This is a genomic window from Bradyrhizobium sp. CCBAU 11361 (assembly GCF_028128935.1).
GTDB lineage: Bacteria > Pseudomonadota > Alphaproteobacteria > Rhizobiales > Xanthobacteraceae > Bradyrhizobium > Bradyrhizobium niftali.
Map to the genome: position 1 here is coordinate 69347 of NZ_LBJZ01000179.1, position 23748 is coordinate 93094.

The 23748-nt window shown below is 60.4% G+C and carries 23 protein-coding genes; 10 read left to right on the forward strand and 13 right to left on the reverse strand.

Annotated features, from left to right (window positions below):
- Window positions 1–45: 45 nt before the first annotated feature.
- Together XI08_RS22770 and XI08_RS22775 are read right to left on the reverse strand one after the other, a co-directional pair.
- The gene (locus XI08_RS22770) at window positions 46–1176 is read right to left on the reverse strand and encodes a DUF5938 domain-containing protein (protein ID WP_271576038.1); all 1131 of its coding nucleotides are present in this window, start codon (window positions 1174–1176) and stop codon (window positions 46–48) included.
- Between the two features lie 36 nt (window positions 1177–1212).
- Window positions 1213–2016, reverse strand: a complete 804-nt coding sequence (locus XI08_RS22775; protein ID WP_271576039.1) for an SDR family NAD(P)-dependent oxidoreductase — start codon at window positions 2014–2016, stop codon at window positions 1213–1215.
- A gap of 279 nt (window positions 2017–2295) precedes the next feature.
- Between XI08_RS22775 and XI08_RS22780 the strand changes: the two genes are divergently transcribed.
- A complete protein-coding gene (locus XI08_RS22780; RefSeq protein WP_271576040.1) occupies window positions 2296–2934 on the forward strand; it encodes a TetR/AcrR family transcriptional regulator in 639 nt (212 codons plus the stop codon).
- A 278-nt stretch (window positions 2935–3212) separates the two neighbouring features.
- On the opposite strand, the gene XI08_RS22785 is transcribed toward XI08_RS22780, so the two are convergent.
- The 8 genes from XI08_RS22785 to XI08_RS22820 form a co-directional block, all read right to left on the reverse strand.
- Window positions 3213–4259, reverse strand: a complete 1047-nt coding sequence (locus tag XI08_RS22785) for a tetratricopeptide repeat protein (RefSeq protein WP_271576041.1) — start codon at window positions 4257–4259, stop codon at window positions 3213–3215.
- A 170-nt stretch (window positions 4260–4429) separates the two neighbouring features.
- On the reverse strand, window positions 4430–4891 hold the full coding sequence (gene ptsN, locus XI08_RS22790) for a PTS IIA-like nitrogen regulatory protein PtsN (protein WP_011083550.1): 462 nt from the start codon (window positions 4889–4891) through the stop codon (window positions 4430–4432).
- A 221-nt stretch (window positions 4892–5112) separates the two neighbouring features.
- Window positions 5113–5724 carry a ribosome hibernation-promoting factor, HPF/YfiA family gene (gene hpf, locus XI08_RS22795; protein WP_027543716.1) on the reverse strand — a complete coding sequence of 204 codons (612 nt, stop codon included), beginning with the start codon at window positions 5722–5724 and terminating at the stop codon, window positions 5113–5115.
- 156 nt (window positions 5725–5880) lie between these two features.
- Window positions 5881–7494: an RNA polymerase factor sigma-54 gene (gene rpoN, locus XI08_RS22800; protein WP_027543717.1), complete on the reverse strand. Its 1614-nt coding sequence runs from the start codon at window positions 7492–7494 to the stop codon at window positions 5881–5883.
- Between the two features lie 91 nt (window positions 7495–7585).
- Window positions 7586–8608 carry an LPS export ABC transporter ATP-binding protein gene (gene lptB, locus XI08_RS22805; RefSeq protein ID WP_271576042.1) on the reverse strand — a complete coding sequence of 341 codons (1023 nt, stop codon included), beginning with the start codon at window positions 8606–8608 and terminating at the stop codon, window positions 7586–7588.
- A gap of 213 nt (window positions 8609–8821) precedes the next feature.
- A complete protein-coding gene (locus XI08_RS22810) occupies window positions 8822–9559 on the reverse strand; it encodes an LptA/OstA family protein (protein WP_271576043.1) in 738 nt (245 codons plus the stop codon).
- Window positions 9560–9564: 5 nt separating this feature from the next.
- A complete protein-coding gene (gene lptC / locus XI08_RS22815; RefSeq protein ID WP_271576044.1) occupies window positions 9565–10299 on the reverse strand; it encodes an LPS export ABC transporter periplasmic protein LptC in 735 nt (244 codons plus the stop codon).
- Between the two features lie 144 nt (window positions 10300–10443).
- Window positions 10444–11058, reverse strand: coding sequence for a ribonuclease D (locus XI08_RS22820; protein WP_027543721.1), 615 nt, complete (start codon window positions 11056–11058; stop codon window positions 10444–10446).
- Window positions 11059–11402: 344 nt separating this feature from the next.
- On the opposite strand from XI08_RS22820, the gene XI08_RS22825 reads away from it, so the two are divergent.
- From XI08_RS22825 to XI08_RS22835, 3 genes are all read left to right on the forward strand, one after another.
- Entirely contained in the window at window positions 11403–12674 is a 1272-nt protein-coding gene (locus tag XI08_RS22825) for an MFS transporter (RefSeq protein ID WP_271576045.1), read from the forward strand.
- A gap of 416 nt (window positions 12675–13090) precedes the next feature.
- Window positions 13091–13378: a hypothetical protein gene (locus XI08_RS22830; RefSeq protein ID WP_271576046.1), complete on the forward strand. Its 288-nt coding sequence runs from the start codon at window positions 13091–13093 to the stop codon at window positions 13376–13378.
- Window positions 13379–13501: 123 nt separating this feature from the next.
- Window positions 13502–14431 (forward strand): hypothetical protein, encoded by a 930-nt coding sequence (locus tag XI08_RS22835; protein ID WP_271576047.1) that lies wholly within the window; start codon window positions 13502–13504, stop codon window positions 14429–14431.
- Between the two features lie 425 nt (window positions 14432–14856).
- Here XI08_RS22835 and XI08_RS22840 read toward each other — a convergent pair whose 3' ends face one another.
- A complete protein-coding gene (locus XI08_RS22840) occupies window positions 14857–15249 on the reverse strand; it encodes a hypothetical protein (RefSeq protein WP_271576048.1) in 393 nt (130 codons plus the stop codon).
- A gap of 689 nt (window positions 15250–15938) precedes the next feature.
- Between XI08_RS22840 and XI08_RS22845 the strand changes: the two genes are divergently transcribed.
- Window positions 15939–18056 carry a hypothetical protein gene (locus tag XI08_RS22845; RefSeq protein ID WP_271576049.1) on the forward strand — a complete coding sequence of 706 codons (2118 nt, stop codon included), beginning with the start codon at window positions 15939–15941 and terminating at the stop codon, window positions 18054–18056.
- 333 nt (window positions 18057–18389) lie between these two features.
- Here the strand turns inward: XI08_RS22845 and XI08_RS46415 are convergent, their stop codons facing one another.
- Window positions 18390–18572, reverse strand: coding sequence for a hypothetical protein (locus XI08_RS46415; RefSeq protein WP_442869854.1), 183 nt, complete (start codon window positions 18570–18572; stop codon window positions 18390–18392).
- Between the two features lie 339 nt (window positions 18573–18911).
- Here XI08_RS46415 and XI08_RS22855 point away from each other — a divergent pair, with 339 nt between their 5' ends.
- The 4 genes from XI08_RS22855 (at window position 18912) to XI08_RS22870 (ending at window position 22406) form a co-directional block, all read left to right on the forward strand.
- Window positions 18912–19613, forward strand: coding sequence for a recombinase family protein (locus XI08_RS22855; RefSeq protein WP_271576050.1), 702 nt, complete (start codon window positions 18912–18914; stop codon window positions 19611–19613).
- 77 nt (window positions 19614–19690) lie between these two features.
- Window positions 19691–20218: a hypothetical protein gene (locus XI08_RS22860; RefSeq protein ID WP_271576051.1), complete on the forward strand. Its 528-nt coding sequence runs from the start codon at window positions 19691–19693 to the stop codon at window positions 20216–20218.
- Between the two features lie 146 nt (window positions 20219–20364).
- The gene (locus XI08_RS22865; RefSeq protein ID WP_271576052.1) at window positions 20365–20997 is read left to right on the forward strand and encodes a hypothetical protein; all 633 of its coding nucleotides are present in this window, start codon (window positions 20365–20367) and stop codon (window positions 20995–20997) included.
- 119 nt (window positions 20998–21116) lie between these two features.
- Window positions 21117–22406 carry a hypothetical protein gene (locus XI08_RS22870; RefSeq protein ID WP_271576053.1) on the forward strand — a complete coding sequence of 430 codons (1290 nt, stop codon included), beginning with the start codon at window positions 21117–21119 and terminating at the stop codon, window positions 22404–22406.
- 535 nt (window positions 22407–22941) lie between these two features.
- On the opposite strand, the gene XI08_RS22875 is transcribed toward XI08_RS22870, so the two are convergent.
- Window positions 22942–23178, reverse strand: a complete 237-nt coding sequence (locus XI08_RS22875) for a helix-turn-helix domain-containing protein (RefSeq protein ID WP_271576054.1) — start codon at window positions 23176–23178, stop codon at window positions 22942–22944.
- 116 nt (window positions 23179–23294) lie between these two features.
- Between XI08_RS22875 and XI08_RS22880 the strand changes: the two genes are divergently transcribed.
- Window positions 23295–23723 (forward strand): hypothetical protein, encoded by a 429-nt coding sequence (locus XI08_RS22880; protein WP_271576055.1) that lies wholly within the window; start codon window positions 23295–23297, stop codon window positions 23721–23723.
- The last annotated feature ends 25 nt before the right edge of the window (window positions 23724–23748 follow it).

Genomic DNA, 23748 nt, shown 5'->3' on the forward strand with positions numbered 1-23748 from the left:
AAGCGGCAGCGGGTGACGCGGGGGACCGCGCCACCCGCGATTGACCTAATCGTGCACGGTCAGAACAGGCTTGCTGACGAGCCCGAAGCTGCGCAATTGTCCGAGCAGCTCGTGATGGCCGAACGCCTGGCAGCCGGAGGCGAAGCCCACGCGCTTGGGCGGCTGCTGCAGCAGGTGCGCCGCGGCATAGGCCTGCAGCAAGCCGGTCTGCTTGTAGTTGCTGTTGCCGTAGATGATGCAGTGCGCGCGCCCCAACGGGCCGGAGGCATGCACCGAATCCAGCGACTTGTTGACACGCGGGTTCTCGCGCGGCGGCATGGTGTTCATCACACCGGCGGCGGTCTGCGCCAATGCGGCGTAGCGGTCGTCGGGGTTCATATCCTTGGTCGCCTGCAGCGCGGCGGCGACAATCTGCGGCACGCCCAGCATCAGCGCGCGGTTGAACACGCCGCCCAGCACCTTCACGTTGGCCACGCGCGGATCGCGCTTGAACCACACCGGGTGCGAGGTGCCGCCCCAGGGCAGCGCCAGCGCCAGCTCGTGCTGGCCGGGGATGGCGAGGTTGTAGAGGCCGGCATCGGGCTGATGCTCGACGTACTTGTTCTGCTCGAGGTAGTAGGCCTTGGCCATCGCGGCGTTGACCAGGATGGTCTGCGTCGATGCGATGGTCGGGCTGCCACCCCAGAACACGGCGATATCAAGCGTGTCGAGGCCGGGCGTCTCCAGGCAGAGCTGAGCTGCGATCTCGCCGGTCGTGTACATCTGCGCGATGCCCGGCGCCAGCAGCAGGCCGGCATTGGCGAACTTCGTGCCCCACTCTTGCTCGAGCGTCATCAGCCAGTCCTGCTCGCCGGTGGTGTCGGTGTAATGACACTTGGAAGCGAGGCAAGCCTGCACCACTTCGCCGCCGAATTTGGCGAAGGGGCCCACGGTGTTGAGCACCACCGAGGCGCCGTTGAACAATTCTGTCAGCGCAGCCACGGTGTGCGGCACCTTGACCACCTCGTAGTCGGCGGTCTCGATGCCCGCCACATTCGACTTCATCGCGGCGTTGAGCTTCTCGTTGCTGCGGCCCGCGGCGATGAAGGGGATGTTGTATTCGCGTAAGTATTCGCAGACCAGCCGGCCGGTATAGCCGGACGCGCCATAGACGATGACGGGCTTCTTCTTGCTCATTGCGTTCCTCCGAAATGCTTGTTGTCGGCCTTGTTGTTACATGCCCATGCCGCCATCGACCGGCAGTCCGATGCCGGTGATGAAGCGCGCCTCGTTCGAGCACAGGAACACAGCAGCATCGCCGATGTCCGTGACCTCGGCGAGACGGCCGAGAGGGGTTTGCTCCACCACCGAGCCGACTGCGGCGTTGACGTCAGCCGCGAGCCCGACCTTGACGATGTCGTTGGCGAGCTGCATGCCCATGTCGGTCGGGATCAGGCCCGGATAGATGCAGTTGACGCGCACGCCGAAACCGAGCTTGCCGGCTTCCATCGCTCCGACCCGCGTCATGCGGTCGACCGCGGATTTGGTGCCCGAATAGACCGCGATGCTCGGGAAGGCGATCGTTGCCGCAACCGAGGCGATGTTGACGACGGCGCCGCCCTTGCCTGCGGGCCCGCCCGGGCGCATGGCGCGGAAGGCGTGCTTCATGCCGAGCACGGTGCCAACGATATTGACGTCGCACATCCGCCGCGCGTCCTCGGCCTTGACCTCGGAGATCAGCGACGTGATCTCGATGCCGGCATTGTTGATCAGAATGTCGTAGCCGCCGAGGGTTGAGACCGTCGCAGCAACCGCCCGCTCCCATTGAGCGTCATCGGTGACGTCGAGCTGGACGAAGCCCGTGGCGACGTCTTCCTTCGCGATAGCGGCTGCGCTGGCGCGGCCGGTCTCTTCCAGGATGTCGGCGATCATGATCGAGGCGCCGGCTCGCGCCAGCGCTTGCGCGATGGCCGCGCCGATTCCTCTAGCACCGCCGGTGACCAGGGCTTTCCTGCCTGCAAGGTTCTTCCCACTCATGACGCACTCCTCCGTTGCTGGTGATCGATTCGTGCTGCGCCATCAGGCGCGCGCCAGGTCGATGGGCGCAGGCCTTTCGGCGGCGTCCAGCGAAGCGTTCCTCCATGGTCGGACGTCTTGACGACTGTCCAAATTCTTGGTGCGAACCTCCGCCAGAATCTTGACACTTGTCAAGAACGAATTTGACAGTTGTCAAAGGAAGTGGTTGTGAGGGGATGGAGCATTCCGCGGTCGACGCGGTAGAAGTCCTTGAAAGAACGGGACTGAGGAAGGGACGAGATGGCGCGGCAGGTGACGGGAGCGGCCCGGCGTGTGGCAGATGCGGCCGAGGTGCTGCGCGACGAGAAGTTCAACGCGCGGCGCGTCGAGCTTGCCGAGGCCGCGCTCGAAACGCTTGGAGAGCTAGGCTTCGCACGCACCAGCCTGCGCGAAATCGCGCAGAACTCGGCATTCACGCACGGCGTGTTCCACTATTATTTCAGCGACAAGCTCGACCTGATCTGCTGCTGCGTCCGCCACTACAAGGCGAAGTGCGTGACGCGATATGACGAGGTCGTCGCGACAGCAACGAGCCGCGACGAACTGACGGAGGGGTTCCTCGCCAAGCTCGCAGCAACGCTGCAGAACGAAGCCCGCATGCACCGTCTTTGGTACGACCTGCGCTCGCAGGCGATGTTCGAGGCGGCGTTTCGCAAGGACGTGCTCGAGATCGACAAGAGCCTGGAAGCGATGATCTGGCGCATCGCCTCCCGCTATGCCGAGTTCGGCGGCAAGCGGCCGGCGTCGTCGCCGGCCGCGCTCTATGCGCTGTTCGACGGTCTGTTCCAGAGTGCGCTGCTCAAGCACCTCGCGGGTGACAAGACGGCTGTTCCCGAACTGCTCGACGAAGTCCGGCGCCTGCTGCCGACGGTCTGCTGAAGCGCTCCAGCCGCGCCGGCGAAGGTCATATCGCTTTTGCGAAGCAGATTCGTTCTGAGGACGTGCCTGTTTTCATTTTGAGCGATGATGTTTCCGCACCGTCATTGCGAGCGCAGCGAAGCAATCCAGACTGCTTCTGCGGAGGCAGTCTGGATTTCTTCGTCGCATCAGCGCAAAATTGCTTCGCAATTTTGTCGCGAGCTCCTCGCAATGAGGGTGTCGAGAGACACGCGCTCGAAACGACGGAGTGGAAGGGTCCAGCGCGTTCTGCCCACGCGTCACTTCAGAAAGCCGAGCCCTTCGCGGGCCGTGTCGTAGGCCCATTTGTCGCTCAGTGGCAGCGCGAGCACGCTGTTGAAATCCGCCCGCGCGTGTTTGGCGTCGGACATCATCATGTAGAGCAGGCCACGATTGGCCAAGATCTCCTGGTTTTTGGGATCGAGCCGAAGCGCCTCGTTGTAGTCGGCGAGCGCACGCATGTGCTCTCCGATTTCGCGGAGCGCGCCGGCGCGATAGCTATAGGTCTTCGCATTTTCCGGCTGCAACCGGATCACTTCGTCGAAATCGGCAATGGCTCGGCGAAGATCACCCTTCTTGAGCCACGCGGGGGCGCGGGCGCTGTATGCCTTCGCGTAAGCGGGTTTGATCCGTATCACTTCATCCAGCTCGTGGATGCCGCCGTCCATGTCGTCCTTCCTCAGGAGGGCGATAGCCCGACAATAGTGACCGCCGGCGGCATTGGGCTCGAGACGGACCGCGTTGCTGCAGTCGTCGAGCGCCTGGTCTGTCTCGTCCTTGTCGAGATGGACGAGGCCACGCAGCTCGTAGGGCCATGCGGCGGCCGGATTGCGGCGCATCGCCTCCTCGTAGTCGGCGACGGCATGGTCGTAATCGTCCTTCGCCCCGTACGACTGTCCACGGATCACGAGGGCCAGATAGGCTTGCGCGGGATTGCGCTCGATGGCCTCGGTGAGATGCGTGATCGCCAGATCGTAGTCGCGCTTGTTGAAATGCTCGATGCCGCGAGAGGTATAAGGCGGCCCGTAATTTGGGTCGAGGCGAATGGCCTCATTGAAATCCGCCAGGGCGAGATCCCGGTCGCCTTGGACGGAATAGGTGAGCCCCCGGCACTGATAAGCCCGCGCGAAATTCGGATCGATCCGTATCGCCGCGCTGCAATCCTCGAAGGCATGATCCCTGTCGCGCTTGTTGAAGTAGGCTTCGCCGCGCTTTTCGTAAGCAGCCGCATTGCCCCGGTCTGTGGCGATGATCCCGGTCGTTTCCGCGATGATGCGATCGTTCGACGCATCGTCGGCACGGGCCATGGCCGTCACGGCGATGGTGAGAGCACAGAGCAGACCGAAGACACGCCCTGTCGAACCGCAACTCATGTCTCAAAATCCCCCGATCGAACGCGAATCCTCGGGGACGACATCGCAAGCCCCGGCTGCGGGATAAGTCGAAGACGGCGCGGCTCGGGTTCGAACGGGGGGAGTTACGCCGCGGTCGCCGGCGGCAGCGCCAGCACCGAATAGATCGCCTGGGCGTCGCGCGAGGCGCGCAGCTTCTTGGCGATGTCCTGGTCGCGCAGCAGGCGGGCGATGCGGGCGAGCGCCTTGAGGTGGTCGGCGCCGGCGCCTTCGGGGGCGAGCAGCAGGAAGACGAGATCGACCGGCTGGCCGTCCATCGACTCGAAATCGATCGGGCGGTCGAGGCGCGCGAACAGGCCGAAGATCTTTTCCAGCTTGGGCAGCTTGCCGTGGGGAATGGCGACGCCGTAGCCGACCGCGGTGGTGCCGAGCTTTTCCCGTTGCAGCAGCACCTCGAACACGGCGCGCTCGTTCTGCCCGGTCAGCTCGGCAGCCTTGGCCGCGAGTTCCTGCAAGGCCTGCTTCTTGCTGTTGACCTTCAATGCCGGGAGAATCGCCTCGGGTGCGACCAGATCGGTAATCGGCATGGAGGGTTTCCGAGGTGAATTAAACCGTCAGGTTCCGAATTGGCCAGCTTGGGGAGAACCACGCCGGGCCGGCGTCAAGAAGGTGAAGCAAGAGGGGGACTTAGCCCCGGTCCTGATGTGGGGCGCTTCTACTCCAACGCAATCCCGGTGCCAACTCCTGCGTGCGGCTTTGCCCCGGTCATTGTTAAGGCCTGCGGATCGTACGGGGCCCGAATCCGGCCCTAACCGCCCACTTTGCCATCTGCCTTGCCTCCGGGCGGGTCGATCCAGCCCACATTGCCGTCGGCCCGGCGGTAAATGATGTTCACCCGACCGCTGGAGCCGTGCTGGAATACCAGGCAGGGTGCCCCGCTGAGGTCGAGTTCCATGACGGCTTCGCTAACCGAAAGCTGCTTCAGGGAGGTGGTTGCCTCGGCGATGATCACCGGGCTGTAGCCGGTCACCTCATCCTCGTCCTCACCCTCGCCCGGCGCCTCCAGCACGTAGCTCGTGGCATCCATGGCGGCGAGCGCGGCGGAGGCGACATGGGCCTTGCGGGCCGAACGATCCTTGAGCCGGCTCTTGTAGCGCTTGAGCCGCTTCTCGATCATCACGAGGGCCTGATCGGCGCTGGCATAGGCGTCCGCTGCGTTCGAATCGGCCTCCAGCGTAATTCCCGAATCGAGATGCAACGCGCAATCGGTCCGGAAGCCGAAGCCATCCTTGCTCAGCGTGATGTGGCCGGAATAATTGCCGTCGAAATATTTGCGCAGGACCTCTTCGGTCCGGTCGGAAACGCGGCCGCGCAGGGCGTCGCCGACACTTACGCTCTTTCCCGAAATGCGGAGAGTCATGTGAACCTCACTTGGTTAGGTTCTTGTCTGCGCGTGATCCATGCGGAAAACCGCTGCACATTTTGCGCCAGCGCGGCCCTCCGGGTCCGGATCATGCGCACGCATGGATCGGTCTCGATGGGAGGGCGAGAGTAGCGCGATTTGGCGCCAGCGCAATCAGGCCGGCTCAGGGTTGCGCGAGCGATCGGACATTGCGGTAGAGAGGACGTTACCAAGAGCGCTCTGCTTGTCGCGGCGGCGTTGCACCGAGGATGGAATGCGCATGGCTTCGCGGTACTTCGCGACCGTGCGGCGGGCAATATCAATGCCCGAGGCGCGTAACCGTTCCACGATGGTATCATCCGACAGGATCGCGGCCGGCGCTTCCGAATCGATCAGCTGCTTGATGTGGTGGCGCACGGCTTCGGCCGAATGCGCCTCACCGCCGTCGGCCGAGGCGATCGAGGCGGTGAAGAAATATTTCAGCTCGAACGTACCGCGATTGGTCGCCATGTATTTGTTGGCGGTGACGCGCGACACCGTGGATTCATGCATCTGGATGGCGTCGGCGACGGCCTTCAGATTCAGCGGCCGCAGATGCGCGACGCCGTGGGTGAAGAAGCCGTCCTGCTGGCGCACGATCTCGGTTGCAACTTTCAGGATGGTGCGGGCGCGCTGGTCGAGCGCACGCACGAGCCAGGTGGCGTTCTGGAGCGCGTCGGTGAAATAGGACTTGTCGCCGTCCTTGCCGATCTTCTTCGACAGCTCGGAATAGTAGGTCTGGTTGACCAGTACGCGTGGCAAGGTGTCGCTGTTGAGCTCGACATGCCAGCCGCCGTCAGGACCCGGGCGGACATAGACATCAGGCACCATGGTCTGCAAACGCGCCGAGCCGAACTTCATGCCGGGCTTGGGGTTGAGACGGCGGATCTCGCCGATCATGTCGGCGATGTCCTCGTCGTCGACGCCGCAAACCTTGCGCAAGCCGGCGATGTCGCGTTTGGCGAGGAGATCGAGATGCTCGACCAGCGCCTGCATCGCGGGATCGTAGCGGTCGAGCTCGCGGAGCTGGATCGCCAGGCATTCGCTCAAATTGCGCGCGCAGACGCCGGGCGGATCGAATTTTTGCAGCACGGCCAGGACGTCCTCGACGTCGGCTTGCGAGGCGCCAAGCCGCTCGGCGGCCTGGCCGAGATCCGGCGGCAGATAGCCGGCCTCGTCGACGAGATCGATCAGGTACTGGCCGATCATGCGCTGCGCAGGTGCGGTGAATGCGACCGAGAGCTGTTCGGCGAGATGGTCGCCGAGCGTGACTTCGGCGGCGACGAACGCCTCGAGATTGTAGTCCTCGTCGCCGGAGGCGCCGCCGCCCCATTCCGTGTAGGTGGTCGGCGCCGCGTCCTGGGCGTTGCGCGCCGCGGCCTCGGCCGGCTCCTCGGAGAAGACGTTGTCCAGGCCCGTGTCCAGGGTCTGCTCGATCTCGGCGCGGGTGCCGAGATCCTTGCTCATCCATTCTTCCTGGCCCGGCTCGAAGGCCTCGCCCGGACCGCCGCCGGGCTCGTCGTTGTGGCCGCCGTCGGAATCGCTGAACTGGCCGGCCTCGGCCGGGGCCTCCCCGCCGGGGGCCTCGTCATTGGCCCGTTCCAGCAGCGGATTACGCTCGAGTTCCTCTTCCACGAACGTCGTGAGATCGAGATTGGACAATTGCAGCAGCTTGATCGCCTGCATCAGCTGCGGCGTCATAACCAGCGACTGCGATTGCCGGAACTCTAATCTCTGCGTGAGCGCCATGAAGCAAGAACCGATCCCAAAAAGTTGGTCCGATTTTTGCTTATCCTAGTCCGAGCCCGATGTACACGTCTTGACGTAACGCAAAAAAAGGCTAGAGGCGGAATTCCTCGCCAAGGTAAAGCCGGCGAACGTCCGGATCGGCGACGATCTCATCCGGGCTGCCCTCGGTCAAGATTTCCCCGGCATAGACGATATAGGCACGATCGGTGAGGCCCAGCGTCTCGCGCACATTGTGGTCGGTGATGAGCACACCGATGCCGCGATTGGTGAGATGGCGGACGAGATCCTGGATGTCGCCGACCGCGATCGGATCGATGCCGGCGAAGGGCTCGTCGAGCAGCATGTAGTTCGGACGCGTCGCCAGCGCGCGCGCGATCTCGACGCGGCGCCGCTCGCCGCCGGACAGCGCGATCGACGGCGATTTGCGCAGGCGCGTGATGTTGAATTCGTCGAGCAGCGAGTCGAGCTGCTGCTCGCGCTTCTTGCGCGAGGGCTCGACCACTTCGAGCACGGCGCGGATGTTCTGCTCGACGGTGAGGCCGCGGAAGATCGAGGCTTCCTGCGGCAGATAGCCGATGCCGAGCCGCGCGCGCTGATACATCGGCAGCTTGGTGACGTCGTGGCCGTCGAGCTCGATCGCGCCGCGATCGGCCTTGATCAGGCCGGTGATCATGTAGAACACGGTGGTCTTGCCGGCGCCGTTCGGGCCGAGCAGGCCGACCGCCTCGCCCCGGCGCACATAGATGCTGACGCCGCGCACCACCTGGCGGCTGCCGAAGGCCTTTTCCACGCTATGCACAGCCAGGAAGCCCGGCCGCTTCAGAAGCTGCGGCCCGCCGGCGCCGTTCGGCCGGCCGGCGGCCCTGACCGGGTGAACCGCCTGGGCCCGCGGCGGCTCGGCTTGATAGTCGGCCGGGAAGTCGGCTTGATAATCACCTTGGAACTGGTCGGGCGCATGCAGCGGCTGGTCCCGGGCGATCGGCGGCGCATCGCGCACCGGGCTCGCCACCAGCCCGCCGACGCTGTCACCGAGCGCGGTGATGTCCCCACGTGCAAATCCTGGCCGGCCGCGCTTGGCGGGGCGCCGACGGAACATGCTGAAAAGATCGACCATCCCCGCCTTCTAGCCTCGCGCAGTTTTTTGCGCGGTCTACGCGCGATCTGCCGCACCGGCGTTACGATTCGCCGGCGCAACATGAGTGAAGGGATGTCTCATGCCCAGTGAAACACGCCCGATAAGCGGCGGACCCCGCTTCGAAAGCCCTGCGCGCTAGATACAGTCTCGCCGGGCAAGCTTCAACCTCGGATCGGGAGCGTCCGACACAAGCTATTGAGTTTGCTTCGGTTTAGTTGCGCCGGGCAATTGCAGGGGCGACGCCGCGCCGGGCTTGCCGCCCTGCCCGCCCTGGCCACAATCATTGCTGCCGCCCTGCGGCAGCAGGGCCTGCACCCTGCCATTGTCGGATTCCACACGCGACACGCCCGTCGTCATGTCGACCATCAGACGGTCGCCGCGCAGCACGTTCTTGCACTGCGTCAGGACCACCTGGCCCGTGCCGCCGAGCATGGTGATGAGGTTGGTCTTGGTGTCGAACACGGCGGTGTCGCCGGTGACCACCTGGTCCTTCTGGGTGACCACGACATTGCCGCGCGCCTCCAGCCGCTTGATCGAGGAGCTGCCGCCCGGGCCCGGCGTCGCCGACTGCATCGGCGCCGACTTCGCGCCCTTGGCCGCCGCGGGCTGCGGCGAAGCCGGCTTGTCTCCGCCGGATTCGTAGAACACCACCAGCGTCTTCGAGGTCATGGTGGTGTCGCCCTGCACGACCTTCACATTGCCGGCGAAGGTGGCCTCCTTCTTCTTGTCGCGCATCTCGAGCGAAGCGGCCTCGATCTGGATCGGCTGATCGCGGTTCTGCGAGAAGCCCTGCATCGCGTTCGGCACGCCCTGCATCGTGCTCTGTGCGATGGCCGCGCCCGTTGCAATCAGCGCGACGCCGACGGCCAACGCGGCCGCACCGATGACGGCGCACCTTTTGCTGTCGTTGCGCGAAAAAAACCTGATCATGAAAATCACTTTGAATTGGCGGACTTGTTCTGCGGCGAACGTGTCTTCACCGGCGGCGCCGGCTCGGCCGGTGCAGGCTGAGCAACGGCAGGGTCATCCAGCTTGTCCAGATGCATCACCACATTGCCCTCGAAGCGGATGAGATCGCCGCCTTCCGTGATGCGCAGCCGATCCGCCGTCAGCGTGCCGTTGGTCAGCTTGACGTCGACACGCTCGTCCGACGAGACCGTACCCTTGTTCATGTCGACGAAGGCGGAGTTCAGCCGCGCCTCATAGCCGGTCGAGGTGCGCAGGAAGATGTCCTTGTGCAGGTCGAGCTGCTGCTGCTTGTTGTCGAAGCGGCCGGTGCGGGCATCGAGGAACAGGGTCGACTGGTCCTCCATCAGCACTTTCGCACGCAGATCCCTAAGGTCGACATGGTCGGGGTCGGTGATGTCCTGCGTTGCCGTCTTGGCCCAGAGCTCGTAGGGCCGCTGGTCCGGCGTGAAGCCTGACATATGCGGCGATTCCATCGTGATCTTGGTGCCCGACACCACCATGTTTCCGGAATCGAGCGGCAGCTTCGGCAGCAGCATGCGAAATGGATTGAAGACCGAGACGCCGACGATGGCGGCCAGGGACAACAGCACCGCACCCGGGACCGCGACGCGCAGAATCCGGACCAGACGGCTATGGCGCGCCGCGCTGGCAAACTTCGCCGCGAGCGCGGCGTCGTAGGTGGGATTCTGGGCCGAATTCACCTGGGCTCCTGAGGTGTCGCTCGCCTTGTCCGGTCAAGTGCGCGCCATTGTACCCGGCGCCGCCTGAATATGCAGCCTCGGACAGGCCGATACGAAAGTGTCCGAAACGGGGCGATTGGCCCAACCTAGCCGCCGGTCGAGGTGTCAGGAATGCGCGAAAATGTCCTCTTCCTGCCAGCCCTGGAGGTCGAGCAAGGCGCGGGTCGGCAGGAAGTCGAAACAGGCCTTGGCCAGCGCCGTGCGTCCCTCCCGCACCAGCATGGCGTCGAGCCGCTCGCGCAGGGCATGGAGGTGCAGCACGTCGGAGGCGGCATAGGCGAGCTGCGGCTCGGTCAGGCTGTCGGAGCCCCAGTCGCTGGATTGCTGCTGCTTGGAAAGGTCGACATTGAGCACCTCGCGCACGAGGTCCTTGAGGCCGTGGCGGTCGGTATAGGTGCGGGTCAGGCGGGAGGCGATCTTGGTGCAGTAGATCGGCCCGGTCATGACGCCGAAGCTCTGGTACAGCACGGCGACGTCGAACCGCGCGAAGTGGAAGATCTTCGTGATGGCGGGATTGGCCAGCAGCGCCTTCAGGTTCGGCGCGTCGGTGTGGCCCTTGGGGATCTGCACGACGTCGGCGCTGCCGTCGCCGGGCGAGAGCTGCACCACGCAGAGCCGGTCGCGGTGCGGGTTCAGCCCCATGGTCTCGGTGTCGATCGCCACCGCTCCGGTGTAGCGGGACAGGTCGGGCAGGTCGCCGCGGTGCAGGCGTACGGTCATGGCGTTTCAAAACCTCGGGTCGAATCGGTCTGTCGACACAATAGGCTAATTCGGATGGCCCGCGATGTAGCCATTGCGGGCCGTCCGCGCAACCGCGGTCATGCCCATACAGGCCCGGGCGGATCGCCGCCGTGCGTCTCGCGGCAGGTGCGTGGACCCGATCGAGGTTGCGAACGGAAATGGACGGTTTCTAGCTCCCCGGGCTGTTGCATGGATCCCACAACCCGGCGCGAGCTTCACGGTCCGGCAGAACTTGCGTCATGCGCCCCGTGAAAATCGTCCCGGCCCACCCCATCTGTGGCCGGTCCCCCGCGCCCTTGCCCGCTCGCCACCAATAGGATGTCATGACCGAACAGACGCTCGCTGCGCCTATCGACGATCAACAGGACCGCCCGCGCGGCTTTTCGCGCTACCAGTCCCTCCTCATCGCGCTGCTTGCGTTCACGCAGTTCACGATCATCCTCGACTTCATCATCATGTCGCCGCTCGGCGCCATCCTGATGCCCGCGCTCGACATCACGGCCACCCAATTCGGCGTCGCGGTGTCGGCCTACGCGTTCAGCGCGGGACTGTCGGGCATCCTGGCCGCCGGCTTTGCGGATCGCTTCGATCGCAAGCGCATCTTGCTGTTCTTCTATGTCGGCTTCACGCTCGGGACCCTGCTCTGCGCAATGGCGCAGACTTACCACGTGCTGCTGCTCGGCAGGATCGTGACCGGATTGTTCGGCGGCGTGATCGGCTCGGTCGTGCTGGCCATCATCACCGACCTGTTTCCGTTGCATTTGCGCGGCCGCGTGATGGGATTCGTCCAGACGGCGTTCGCCGCGAGCCAGGTGCTCGGCATTCCGGCCGGGCTGTTTCTCGCCAATCACTGGAGCTGGCACGTCTGCTTCGCTGCGATCGTCGGCCTGTCGATCGCAGCGATCGCCATCATCGCCTTCGCCATGGAGCCGGTCGACGCGCATCTGCGGCTGAAGCAGGACAAGAACCCATTCCACCATCTGATCGCGACCGTCGGACAACCGCGCTACACGCTGGCCTTCGCGGTGACGACATTGCTGGCGACGGGCGGGTACATGCTGATGCCGTTCTCCAGCGCCTACACCGTGAACAATCTCGGCATCGACATGCTGCATTTGCCGACGATCTATCTCGTCTCCGGCCTGTTCAGCATCGTCACGGGGCCGCTGGTCGGCCGGGCGAGCGACGCGTTCGGCAAATACCCGACGTTTGTCTTCGGCAGCGTGGTGTCTGTCATCATGGTGCTGATCTACACCCATCTCGGCCACGTCTCGCTCGCGACTGCGATCCTCGTCAACGTCCTGATGTTCGTCGGCATCTTCTCGCGCATGATCCCCTCGCAGGCGCTGATGTCGGCGATCCCCGACCCCAGCCAGCGCGGCTCGTTCAGCGCGATCAGCGCCTCGCTCCAGCAGCTCTCCGGCGGGCTCGGGTCGGCGCTCGCCGGCGTGATCATCGCGCAAGCGCCCGACGGATCGCTGATCCATTTCGACCGGATCGGCTACGTCGTCGTCGGCTCGGCGATCGTGTCGCTGGTCGCGATGTATTTCGTGCAGAAGGCGGTAGCGGAGCGGGCGGGGAAGAGGGTGGTCTGAGGGCGGGCCTGCGGATCGGTCCCGCTAACGATCTTCGCGACGGCGAAGCAGATCGGGAGCGATCCCATTTTGGGGCCGAATCCCGCAAAATGGTGCCCAGGAAAGGATTGCGATAAAGCCCGCGTTAGACATTGATTTATAAGTTATTTTTTTTACGACTGCTACCGTTGTTACACAGTGACGTTGCGGCCTATTCACCGCAAGTCATTAGAACCGTTGCTCGTCGGACCAATCATCATTAAAAGCGGGCAACACGCTTCGGTTTCTACGAGGGCGTGCATAAGAGATATCGGGGGGCTACCTTACGCATGCCAGGCGAGTTTTTCGAAGAATTGCCTCACAATTGCCCGCCCCACAATACGCCGAAAATGCCGTCATTGGTTGTTCTACGGTTGGTAAGAAGCGCGAAGCCGACCATGGATGATTTTTTGTCGCAGGCATCGTTAGGACTGGAGCGGCGGGGCGACACTGACGAATGCTGCCATGCCTCATGCTCGGTGTTCAAAGTCGATGAAAAGGTGAACCGCGCTCAGCAGTTGAGAAAGCTCCCTAGAATTCGGTCCCGCAAGCACGTCGCATTTCTAAACCTCGGCCCAACAGCCGGACGAGCGAAGGTAAGCCAGCACTCGAACCACATCGATCTCTGGCTTTTCAAAGCGTTCAATCCGCTCAGCGCGATACAATCCATAGAAAAGTTGGCATAGGCTATGGCCACGACCGCTAAGCGAGCGAAGAGCCGGGGGGCACGGTCTGCGCAGCTCGTGCAAACCCTGGTCTACTACGACGGACCTCAAGTCGTCTCGCTTAAGTCGAGCCGAGGCTTCGACATGCTCGCCGTTGCAACTGAACGGGAAGACCTGACATACGCCTTCTTCGCTTGCGAGATAAAGCCGGCGACACTGCGAAAATATTTGGCTGACCGAATCGACCTAAACTACGTGTTTAAGTTTGCCGATTACGGCCGCTATTACTTCTTTGATTGGCAAGAAGTTGAGGATGGTCGGGTCGCCCTGATTGCTGCGTCAGACGAGGAGATAGCGAACGACAGCAATTATCCCGAGCCAGGCTTCTTCGCCAGAGATCACTCCCACCCCATCTCGACGACGGTTGATCAAGCTCGCCAGACCTTCGCTATTGACGGCAAGTGGGAGGCTTCTGACTTCTCGCGCTTCTACAGCAAGATAGCGGACATCTATGCCTTTCTTTTTGTGGTGGGTCAGATCCGAGACGGTGAGATCAAGCAAGTTGACCTTGGGTACGTGAAGAACACGATCTCCAGTTACTTTTGGCAGGGCGGTGGTAGCTACGTTGGATTTTACGACAACATCTTCGACCGAGTTGGACTGTATAATCCTCTTGACGTGAAGAGAATTAGTTACGCCTCCCCCGGCACAATCGAACTTGAGGGGAAGAAGGAAGTATTTGTCGACATCAAACAGCTATTTGACAAGTTCGACGACTCATTTTTTGAGACTAGAGAAATCTACAAATCCATTCGCGCTAATCTTAAGGGGCAGAACCTACTAGGGGCCGAGCGAAGCGTTCGATTAGGCAAGAGGCTTGCCGAGGCGTTGAAGAGTCAGTCCGACAAATTAGCGAAAGCGCTAAACATCGCTGACACAGAAGAAGTGTTTGAGCTCTGCGATCAAAACGAGCTCGTATATGCAAAGGTAGTATTGTCGTTGTTTCGTCGCGCCCGTGATTTGTACTTATTCCACGCCGAGGGGCGCGTTCAACTACAGGGTGACGCAAGTTGAAAAAGGCTCTGAGTAACGCCTGATCCTACAGCAGTCTGCTCACCTCCCGTGCGAAAACAACACCAGAGCATGGCGTCCTCCGGAATGAATTGTGAAGGGCTCACAGATTCGAGACGTCACCTCGTGTCGGCGGCCCCCTGTCTCCCCGTGCCACCGCGCAACGACAAGCTACACTGTTGATGCGAGGGAGCCGGGCAAAATTCGGGTAGGCCTTAAAGCATAAACCAGCGTTTATGTTTTAAGATCTCTCAGGCCGTTGACCTGGCTGGCCTTCTCAAATTAGCCACGGCCCGACGACAAACGGCCGACATTCGCTAGATGCGTTCGTCTAGTGCCGCAGCGTCCCCTCGAACGGCAGGCGCCTGAGAAATCATGGTGTTGTTAGCAACGTTGGAATCATTCCCGACCAACAACACAGCATCGCGCTAGGGTTGTTTTTGATAATCACCCTTCGCTATGTCACACAATTGGTTGCCTGCTCGAACCTGCAGGTTCATTTTCGAACCATTTATGGAATAACGGAAGCTACATTTGAATTGTGGGGCCTCGATACAAAGATTAGCGCCTGCGGCGCTGCACACCAAGGTCTCGTATGTTCCCGAGCCACTGACCGCGTTGATCCCGGGCCCTGTAAATGAAAGAACGACGTTGCGTCCAGGTTTGAATTCCATCTGGTTTCCACTCGCATCTTGTTGCCAAGTACCGAGCAGCGGATCATTCGGTTGAGATGTCTGCGCTTCAGCAAGCCTGGAAGCAGAAACAACGATTAACGCTTGAAGTCCAATTGCCGCAAAAACGAAATGGAAGATTCTTCGCATCCCTGCAAACCCCCGCTTCCGAAATGGTTATTTTCAATAGGTGCAACCTTTGGTAAGGTTAGTCTTGTTATTGGTGATAGGCAAGGGGATGAAAGATGAGCTTGAAGTGGAAGTTCAGCAGTATTGCGGTGGCGTTGTGTGTTGCGACCGCAGGTCAAGCCAAGGGACAGAGCGACCCATTGGAGCTGTTCTCTGGCACTTGGCTAAGCGTCGACATGCAAAATTCGCAACACATAACGTTTACACGAGCCAGCTTGAGGTCAAGAGAGGCCAACTTGCCCTTCGGGCAATCCGTTATCACAGTATCGGACGGTACGAACGGTTCGAATTTCAAAGTTTCTGGTACGGGATTTGATTGCAATTATTACGTCTCTTTCGTGAACAACCGCGACATGATTTGGGAATGGAAATCAGGTAACTCCCCGGTCTGTCCTCGATCGTTGCATCTCAAGAAAGACCCGTAGGGTTACTTACAATTTAGAAAACTCCTCAGTCCGAGTCCAAGCAATATGCGGTCAGTTTTGCGACTGATGCTAGTGCTCGCGTGCACTGCGCCTATTTTGGGTTTTTGTTTTGAAGGGTGGAGCCAGTCAGATCCACTCCTCCCGCTCGAAGGGCTTTGGGTTACGCTCGATCGACATATTTCCTTCAAGCGGATTGATGCAGATAGGCTTGAAGTGGCGTTGTCTATGGGAAACGCCATCGTAACAGCCTCAGATGGCCGGTCGGGCTCCAATATCAAAATTTCTGGAACTGGGTTTGAGTGCTACTACAAATCTATATTGGTTGAAAATACAACTCCGAAGGAGCTCCACTGGGAGTACAAGGAGGGCACTTCATCTACATGTTTTCGATCCGCCGATTATAAGCGAGCAGACTCGCGCACAACACTTCGTATGGCCGGGGCTACCTACTACGGCGAGGTGCGAAACGATTTGCCGAACGGCGAAGGTACACTAACTGGCAATGACGGATCCAAGCGTACGGGGACTTTCAGAGATGGCCTCCCTAATGGACTGATTGTTGAAGATCTTCCCGATACTAGCCACTTCGAAGGTCGGTATGTGAACGGCGTCCGCTCCGGACCTGGCAAATTGAGCATGCCCAATGGGGAGGTCTATGAGGGCGCTTTTGTTAATGGAGCGTATGAGGGAAATGGGACCTACACATGGCCCGATGGGGGGCGATACGTTGGGTCGTTCAAGGGTGGGAAATATCACGGCAGCGGAACACTAACGCAAAAGGGCAACCAATATATTGGCAACTGGGCGAATGGCCAACGCAACGGTCAGTTTACTGAGACTTACTCCGACGGTGGTCGCTTCCAAGGAATGTACGTCAACAATGAGAAAAATGGCCAAGGGAAATTCATCTCAGCTTTAGGAGAAACCTACGACGGATCGTTCAAAGACGGAGCCTATGAGGGAAGCGGAACATTCACCTATCCAAATGGGACTAGGTACGTTGGATCCTATTCTAAGAATAAGAGACACGGGAATGGCTCACTATATTGGTCCGGTGGTCAAAGCACTGGCGGATGGAGGGACGGCCAAAAAAATGGTCAGTTCATAGAGATCTATGCAGATGGGTCTCGCTATGAGGGCCCCTTTGTAAACGGCGTCATCGTCGGGCAGGGCAGGCATGTCAGCTCCGACAGGAGCGTCTATGTCGGGTCTTTTACCGACGGAAAATATGATGGGGCCGGCACGCTGACGTGGCCTGATGGCAAAACAAAATACTCAGGGTCCTTCAGTCGAGGCATGCGGACAGGAAGCGGAACGCTAACCTGGGACGGCGGTCAAAGTACGGGCGAGTGGTTGGACGGTCAGAGGAATGGGCGATTTGTTGACACCTATGCCAACGGCTCGCGTTACGAAGGCTCTTACGTCAACAACGTTGTGAGCGGACAAGGTAAGTTTATTGGCTCAGACCGGAGTGTTTATGTCGGAGCATTTGCGAACGGAAACTTCGACGGGAACGGGACGCTGACGTGGCCTGATGGCAAAACGAAATATTCTGGTTCGTTCGCCCAAGGAAAACGAACCGGAAAGGGCACTCTGACGTGGGACGGCAATCAGAGTACTGGCGATTGGGTAGACGGTCAGCGAAACGGTCAGTTTACCGAAGTCTATGCAGACGGCTCTCGCTATGAAGGTTCGTACTTTAACAACGTGAAGAGCGGGCAGGGAAGGCATGTAACCCGGGACGGCTACGTCTATGTTGGATCTTTCGCCAATGGGAACTATGAAGGACTAGGCACTCTAACGTGGCCTGATGGCAAAACAAAATACTCAGGTTCTTTTATTCAAAGTAGGCGAACCGGGAAGGGAACACTAACGTGGGACGGTGGTCAAAGCACGGGCGATTGGTTGGATGGTCAGAGGAATGGACAATTTGTCGAAGTCTATAGCGATGGTTCTCGCTACGAAGGTCCCTACGTCAATAATGTCAGAAGTGGCCAAGGGAAGCTCGTCGGTGCCGACCGGAGCATCTATTTCGGCTATTTTGCCAACGGCAATTATGAGGGCAGCGGTACGCTAGTCCTGGCTAATGGCAACAAATATGTTGGTTCTTTTCAGGCGGGAAAATTTAGCGGTAGAGGCACATTCTATTGGAATGGCAATCAGTCGACAGGAGACTGGAGCGATAACAAGCGTAACGGTCGCTTCGTTGAAATCTATAGCGACAGCTCTCGTTTCGAAGGGCAGTACGTGAACGATTCGAGAAATGGACAAGGACGCTACACTGATCCCAACGGTCAAGTTTGGACAGGAACTTTCGAAGATGGGCGGGCCGTCAGCCGTTAGGACGATACCAAATTCGATCAAAGCCTGAGCCACAAACTCCACTTCGGCATTGAAGAACCCTGCGTTGATGCGTGCCCTTTCGGCCAGCCTCTTTTCCCCTTCGATCAGCCTTCGATTTAAAACTCCGTTTGTGTGCGTGCCCTTAGCAACCGTGCAAACGGCCAGACGCCGCATTATCAAATCCCTGCTTTGTGTTAGCAGCCGAAACGGAAGACGGTCCGATCGGATTCGGCATTGAAGGAGCGCTCCCGATGCTGATGTTTCAGGGATACCAACCGGGAATCCGGACTCTCCGAGGCTGGGCAACATCCGCGCTACAGGAAGCGAGCGCTGTCAGAGAATGCGAAAGGCACGGCTTGGATGCAGGACTTTGCTGATCCGCATGCCCGAGACCGAGCCATAACAAAGCCAGCGAGAATCCACCCCGCTGCCGACCAGGCCGTTGTCGAGACGTTCGAGTGCAATGATGTGCTCGCGGTTGGTCAGAACGTCCCGCTTCTCGCGTGTTCTCCACATTGTCTCGCCTCCTAGCCATCGATAACCCCGCGCCGAAATCCCTGAAAGGGTAACAAATGTGAGACGTGACCTCGTTGCGACTGCTTCGTGGCTTCCCCCGTGCCGGCAATCGTTCTCTTGATGACCTCCTCACCGACTCGACCTAACGATGAACTCGAAACTCCTGACGTCTCCGATCTCCGCTTACCAGCCATCGCGCAGCTGATCGGCAACAGTGGTGATGTGCGAACTGAGTCGATTTGACTCATGGCGTACTCATTGGCGTGCGAATTCCGCGTGACTAAAAATGGTGTCAACGCTCGTTGACTAAGTTTTTCGCGGGCCACCATCGAGAGGGAAATGACCGTGAAACGCCGATTTGTTGCCTACTATCGGGTGTCCACCCGCAAGCAGGGTCAATCAGGTTTAGGCCTCGATGCGCAGAGAGCCGCCGTTGCGAACCACCTAGGGGACGGACTCGCGAACGTTCTGGCTGAGTTCACGGAGGTCGAGAGCGGACGTCGCAACGATAGGCCTGCCTTGGATGAGGCACTGACGGCAGCACGTCTGCACCGGGCAACCCTTGTAGTCGCGAAGGTGGACCGGCTGACCCGCTCGGTGGGCTTCCTAGAGAGGCTACTAGAAGCGGGGGTGGACGTGCGCTTTGCTGACCTCCCTGCCATCGAAGGACCCACCGGGCGCTTCATGCTGCAACAGATGGCAGCGGTGGCGGAGCTGGAGGCGGGCCTGATCTCCGCACGCACCAAGGCAGCACTGGCAGCGGCTAAGGCACGGGGGCAGCGACTGGGGGGATATCGAGGAGGGAGTCTATCCACCAATGCCCAAGCAAGGGGGAGAGACGAGCAGTCGCGGCTTGCCGACAGACGAGCGGCAGACCTCGCACCTCTGCTCATGAAGCTTCGAGCGAGGGGGATCACCTCACCCACCGAGATCGCACGAGCACTGACGGCGCAAGGCATACCAACGGCAAGAGGGGGAGCCACGTGGTCAGCTCCACAAGTCACGCTGATCGAAGCACGGCTCGCTAGATTGCAAATCTAAGATTGGGCGAATTGCTCCTCTCGCAAACGCAGCCAAAATACCTACATCCATAGGGGCGTCCTATTTGGAAAAAGGAAATGTCTGAGAACGGTTTTACATCTGCTTCACCTCCGAAGGTGCGAGTATACATTTCGATCTTCAAGAGAAGCTCGCGAGCGTGCTTCGGTATTTGCATCAAGTGGTTTGGCCATGACATCTTCGCTGCCGGATGGTTCGGCGATCAAAAGCCAAATGCTCAAATGATCGCACTCGACTGCGCACTTGCTGCCATCGAACAATCTGGGATCGACGTGCAGGTGGAAGCAATCTTCCGCACGGAATACATCATGCAGCGGCTGTCCATGGCGACCACTCGCAAGATTGCCGAGCAGCACGGGATTTTGTCCCGTCCGATGGTTGAAGACAAAGATCGTTGGCAAGACGTCGCGTTGAGAGTCATCGGGGCGAACGTCAAGATCAGGATGGCGCTCTCGGAAGAGGAGCAAAAGCAGCTGAATGTTATCGATCGGAAGCTCGAAGACCGTTTCTACGAGGATCGAGACTTTCGTTACTCCTTGCGGCCCATCGAGCCGACTATCGACCTCCCTGAGGTAACGCCTGGATAGACTTTGACGCCGGCTTCAGCAGATTTTGATCACCAATGACTACCGACAATCGAATCAGGCGAAAAAGGGTCCTGAAGGAGAGCATCCGATTGGGGCCGCTCGCAGCAGCGGCCACTTGCGCGATTCCGGGCTGCGGGCGCCAGACCATGAAAGCGGCCCGCGAAGGCCTCGCCCCTCACCACTGTAGGCGCCACGTTGAGCACCGGCAGCGTCATGGCTCCTATTGGCGGCCGAGCTTCAAGGCTTCCGAGCTGCGGCCATACATCACGGCGGCAACCGCGTATGTCGGCCTTCGGGCAGCCAACGATAAGTTTATTGCCGCCGCGATTGCGGACATGGAGCGGACGCTAGAGGACGCCGGCCCAGTGGAGATTGCGACGCGCCTCAAAGGAATGTCCGCCACTAAGCGAGCCAAGATCGGACTGGCGCGGCTCCGCGTTGAAGGCGTGCTCCCGCAACGCATCGTCTCTATCGTCCTCGCTGTCTCCGCTCTGATCAAGGCAGACGCCACGGCGCCCCGCGCAAAGGAGTTCCGGACGGTCCAGATTTGCAAGGCGGTTCACCGGCTGGCCTCGGGCACGCATCGAGTGTGGGTCGTGGAGGACCATCAGGGCAGAAAGCGGCGGACCGAAATGCACGCCTTTCCCAAGTCAACCGGGCGGGTTCTGCGTGAGATGGGGCGCATGTTGGAGCAGCCCTGCGAATGGGTCATCGAGAAGCATGTCGCGGGCGTCCTGGCCCATCGGCAGCGCCACGGCCGGCCCCGTGCGGTGAGCTAATCCATGCCCGGAAGAAATCGCGAGCCGCATCAGTCGAGCGAGCTATCTGGTCGGAGTGAAGCAGTGCGTGCATATCGAGGGTTCGGGGAGGCCACTTTCAACACGTGCCTCAAATCCCCATGACGCAATCATCCAATATAATGTGGTTCGATCCACTGCTCCGAACCAAGACGACCGAGCTTGCCCAAGCGATCCAATCTTTGCGCGATGCGCTGCTGCTCCATGAGACCAATAGCGGCGCGAGGAAGCGAGCGCGGAAAGAAGTGGACAGAGAGAAGTTCGGCCTCGCCGTTGAAGCGCTGGCCTGCAACTTGATACTGCTCAGCGCTATCGACTCCAGGCCCAAGCTCGCGGTGCCCCGGTCGCACGGTTTTCTTTGGCCGGGCGATGGCAGCGCCAACCCGGTATATGGCCAGCACTTCTTATCCGCGATAGATGGGCTTGCATCGCTTGGCCTGATCGAAGAGGAGCAAAGGGGATATAGGCTGTCCGATAGAATGCGCGTGCCGTCGCTCATTCGACCAAGCGCGGCGCTCGCTCAGCATCTGCCGCTGGCACCACCCGATTGGCGAAGCGTCAAGCAAACCGGCGGCCGCGCTCTGATCATCTTGAAGGAAGGCAAGGATGACGACGGGCGAGCGGCCACGATCGCCTTCCCGGAGACGGCTAGGACCCGCCAGCTTGCGAGGCAGATGCTGCGCATCAATGAGTTTCTGCGCCATGCAGATATCGAGGTGACTGGGCAGAACACCGGCCTCTTCTTAGGAAAAGATGGCCAAGTCATCGCGCCGTATCGCCGTTCTCTTCGGCGCATCTTCAATAACGCCAACTGGCAGCACGGAGGCCGGCTCGCGGGCGGTTTCTGGATGGGTATGGAGCGGGCCGAGCGGTTTGAGCGCATTCGGATTGACGGCGAGCGAATTGCCGATGTCGATTACAGGCAACTCTTCCCGCGCCTCGCGTATGTGCGGGCGGGACAGCCGCAGCCGGAAGGCGACATATATAATGTGGCCGGTGACGGCTCCGGGCGTGATGGCTGGAAAAGGCTGATGAACGCCATGTTGTTCGCGGATGGGCCGTTGCGGAATTGGCCGAAGGGCACGCTTCAACATTTCCCCTCGGGCACGAAACTCCGTGACGCCATTGAGATGTTGGTCTCGCATCACGCACCCATCGCTAGTTTGTTCGGCACTGGGCTCGGCTTTCAGTTGATGCGCATCGAAAGCGACATGCTGATCGGGATCATCACGCATCTCGCGAACGTTGGGGTCACCGCCCTGCCGCTCCATGACGCGGTGCTGGTCTCAGAATCGAAAGCCTACGCGGCGGCGGACGAGATGCAGGCTGCTTTCAGCATGGGAACGGGATCTTCCTGCGCGATTGTTTCTATAGAATTTTACCCGCAATAACAGCCGCTTAGACGGGAAATCGGCCTTACGCCTCCGCTTATGGAGGAAGCTAAAAGGAGGGGACTTAAAGGGTTAGAACTTAGAGGTCCTTCTCTGGAGTTCCTCTTAGGGCTGCCTTCAAGTTAGGAGGGTGACGCCACCCCACCTCCATGATCACCCTAGTGCCGCCTCCAAGGGTCACCCGCTCACCGGCGCTAAAGGGTCACCTTCAAGCTCGGGTGAGTGACCACCACCCCTCCCATGAGGCCAGCACCCAGCACCCACCTTTGGCCTCCATGAAGCAGGCCCAATAGCCGCTCCCTTCTGATGGGAAGCGAGATAGTCATGAGCAAGCACGAAGCTTCTGTAGGCGTCGGACCTTTTGGGGCTCTTCCTCGCTGTTCACTCTGGGCGCAAAGCAGCAAGACAGCAACAGGTGCGCTATCCCTTGGCCGTCTGATGCCCGTTGACTGAGCCGATCAAGCTCCGGCGCTACCGTGCGAGATGGGTCAAGTGTTGAAAGTGACCTCCCTCGTAACACCGGACGAGCTAGGGACTAGACCCGGCCCTTCCGCTGAGGGACGAGTAACCGATCAGGGGTGGTCTTGAGGGCCTTCGCCAAGCGGGCCAGGACGATGATGGTGCAGTTGCGGGTGCCGCGCTCCACTTGGCTCACGTAGGTCCGATCTAGCCCCGCCTCTAGGGCCAAGTCCTCTTGGGACAGGCCAAGCGCCTTCCGGGCCCTTCGCACGGCTTCTGCCAACACTTCAACGATGCCTGTCTCGTCTTCCATCCACTGGAGCAGGCCGCCATGATGACTTTCGGTCTACGGACTATGAGTCCCATTTTCCCGTTGAGCGATGATGACTATCGTCTACATTATGCCGGCCACCACTGAGGAGTGCAGGAATGACCGCTACCGAGAGCACCACCCCAAAGTCGCACGAGGACGACCCCATCAAGGTTCTCTTCGATTTAGCCAGCTACTGGGCTACCGTCTGGGGTTTCATCGCGCTTTGCCTCTGGCTCGAACATCAGGTTCTCAACCGGCTGGATATCGAGTCGGGCAGCACTCGGGTCGCCATCCTTCTCGTCAGCACGCCGGCCATCTTCTTGGTAACGGTCACCCGCATCGAGAGGGACCCTAAGGCGCGGTTAACTTTGGAGCGGGCCCGTTACGTCGTGATCTTGGTCGCTGCTGCGCTGCTCGGGGCCTATCTTCACGCGAACCACAAAGACGATTCGTATGAGAATGCCCTGCGGGACGGCGCCGTGCTGGCCTGCTCAAAGATAGCGGCCTGCAAGGCGGCAGCAACCGAATATGCCAACACGCGCTAGGAGCTGGATCGATTTCGGTTTGCGA

Bases quoted from the DNA above. Each gene is read 5' to 3' on its own strand.
- XI08_RS22770 (WP_271576038.1), bottom strand. From the start codon at position 1,176: ATGAGCAAGAAGAAGCCCGTCATCGTCTATGGCGCGTCCGGCTATACC.
- XI08_RS22775 (WP_271576039.1), bottom strand. From the start codon at position 2,016: ATGAGTGGGAAGAACCTTGCAGGCAGGAAAGCCCTGGTCACCGGCGGT.
- XI08_RS22780 (WP_271576040.1), top strand. From the start codon at position 2,296: ATGGCGCGGCAGGTGACGGGAGCGGCCCGGCGTGTGGCAGATGCGGCC.
- XI08_RS22785 (WP_271576041.1), bottom strand. From the start codon at position 4,259: ATGGCCCGTGCCGACGATGCGTCGAACGATCGCATCATCGCGGAAACG.
- ptsN (WP_011083550.1), bottom strand. From the start codon at position 4,891: ATGCCGATTACCGATCTGGTCGCACCCGAGGCGATTCTCCCGGCATTG.
- hpf (WP_027543716.1), bottom strand. From the start codon at position 5,724: ATGACTCTCCGCATTTCGGGAAAGAGCGTAAGTGTCGGCGACGCCCTG.
- rpoN (WP_027543717.1), bottom strand. From the start codon at position 7,494: ATGGCGCTCACGCAGAGATTAGAGTTCCGGCAATCGCAGTCGCTGGTT.
- lptB (WP_271576042.1), bottom strand. From the start codon at position 8,608: ATGGTCGATCTTTTCAGCATGTTCCGTCGGCGCCCCGCCAAGCGCGGC.
- XI08_RS22810 (WP_271576043.1), bottom strand. From the start codon at position 9,559: ATGATCAGGTTTTTTTCGCGCAACGACAGCAAAAGGTGCGCCGTCATC.
- XI08_RS22820 (WP_027543721.1), bottom strand. From the start codon at position 11,058: ATGACCGTACGCCTGCACCGCGGCGACCTGCCCGACCTGTCCCGCTAC.
- XI08_RS22825 (WP_271576045.1), top strand. From the start codon at position 11,403: ATGACCGAACAGACGCTCGCTGCGCCTATCGACGATCAACAGGACCGC.
- XI08_RS22830 (WP_271576046.1), top strand. From the start codon at position 13,091: ATGGATGATTTTTTGTCGCAGGCATCGTTAGGACTGGAGCGGCGGGGC.
- XI08_RS22835 (WP_271576047.1), top strand. From the start codon at position 13,502: ATGCTCGCCGTTGCAACTGAACGGGAAGACCTGACATACGCCTTCTTC.
- XI08_RS22840 (WP_271576048.1), bottom strand. From the start codon at position 15,249: ATGCGAAGAATCTTCCATTTCGTTTTTGCGGCAATTGGACTTCAAGCG.
- XI08_RS22845 (WP_271576049.1), top strand. From the start codon at position 15,939: ATGGGAAACGCCATCGTAACAGCCTCAGATGGCCGGTCGGGCTCCAAT.
- XI08_RS46415 (WP_442869854.1), bottom strand. From the start codon at position 18,572: ATGTGGAGAACACGCGAGAAGCGGGACGTTCTGACCAACCGCGAGCAC.
- XI08_RS22855 (WP_271576050.1), top strand. From the start codon at position 18,912: ATGACCGTGAAACGCCGATTTGTTGCCTACTATCGGGTGTCCACCCGC.
- XI08_RS22860 (WP_271576051.1), top strand. From the start codon at position 19,691: ATGTCTGAGAACGGTTTTACATCTGCTTCACCTCCGAAGGTGCGAGTA.
- XI08_RS22865 (WP_271576052.1), top strand. From the start codon at position 20,365: ATGAAAGCGGCCCGCGAAGGCCTCGCCCCTCACCACTGTAGGCGCCAC.
- XI08_RS22870 (WP_271576053.1), top strand. From the start codon at position 21,117: ATGACGCAATCATCCAATATAATGTGGTTCGATCCACTGCTCCGAACC.
- XI08_RS22875 (WP_271576054.1), bottom strand. From the start codon at position 23,178: ATGGAAGACGAGACAGGCATCGTTGAAGTGTTGGCAGAAGCCGTGCGA.
- XI08_RS22880 (WP_271576055.1), top strand. From the start codon at position 23,295: ATGACCGCTACCGAGAGCACCACCCCAAAGTCGCACGAGGACGACCCC.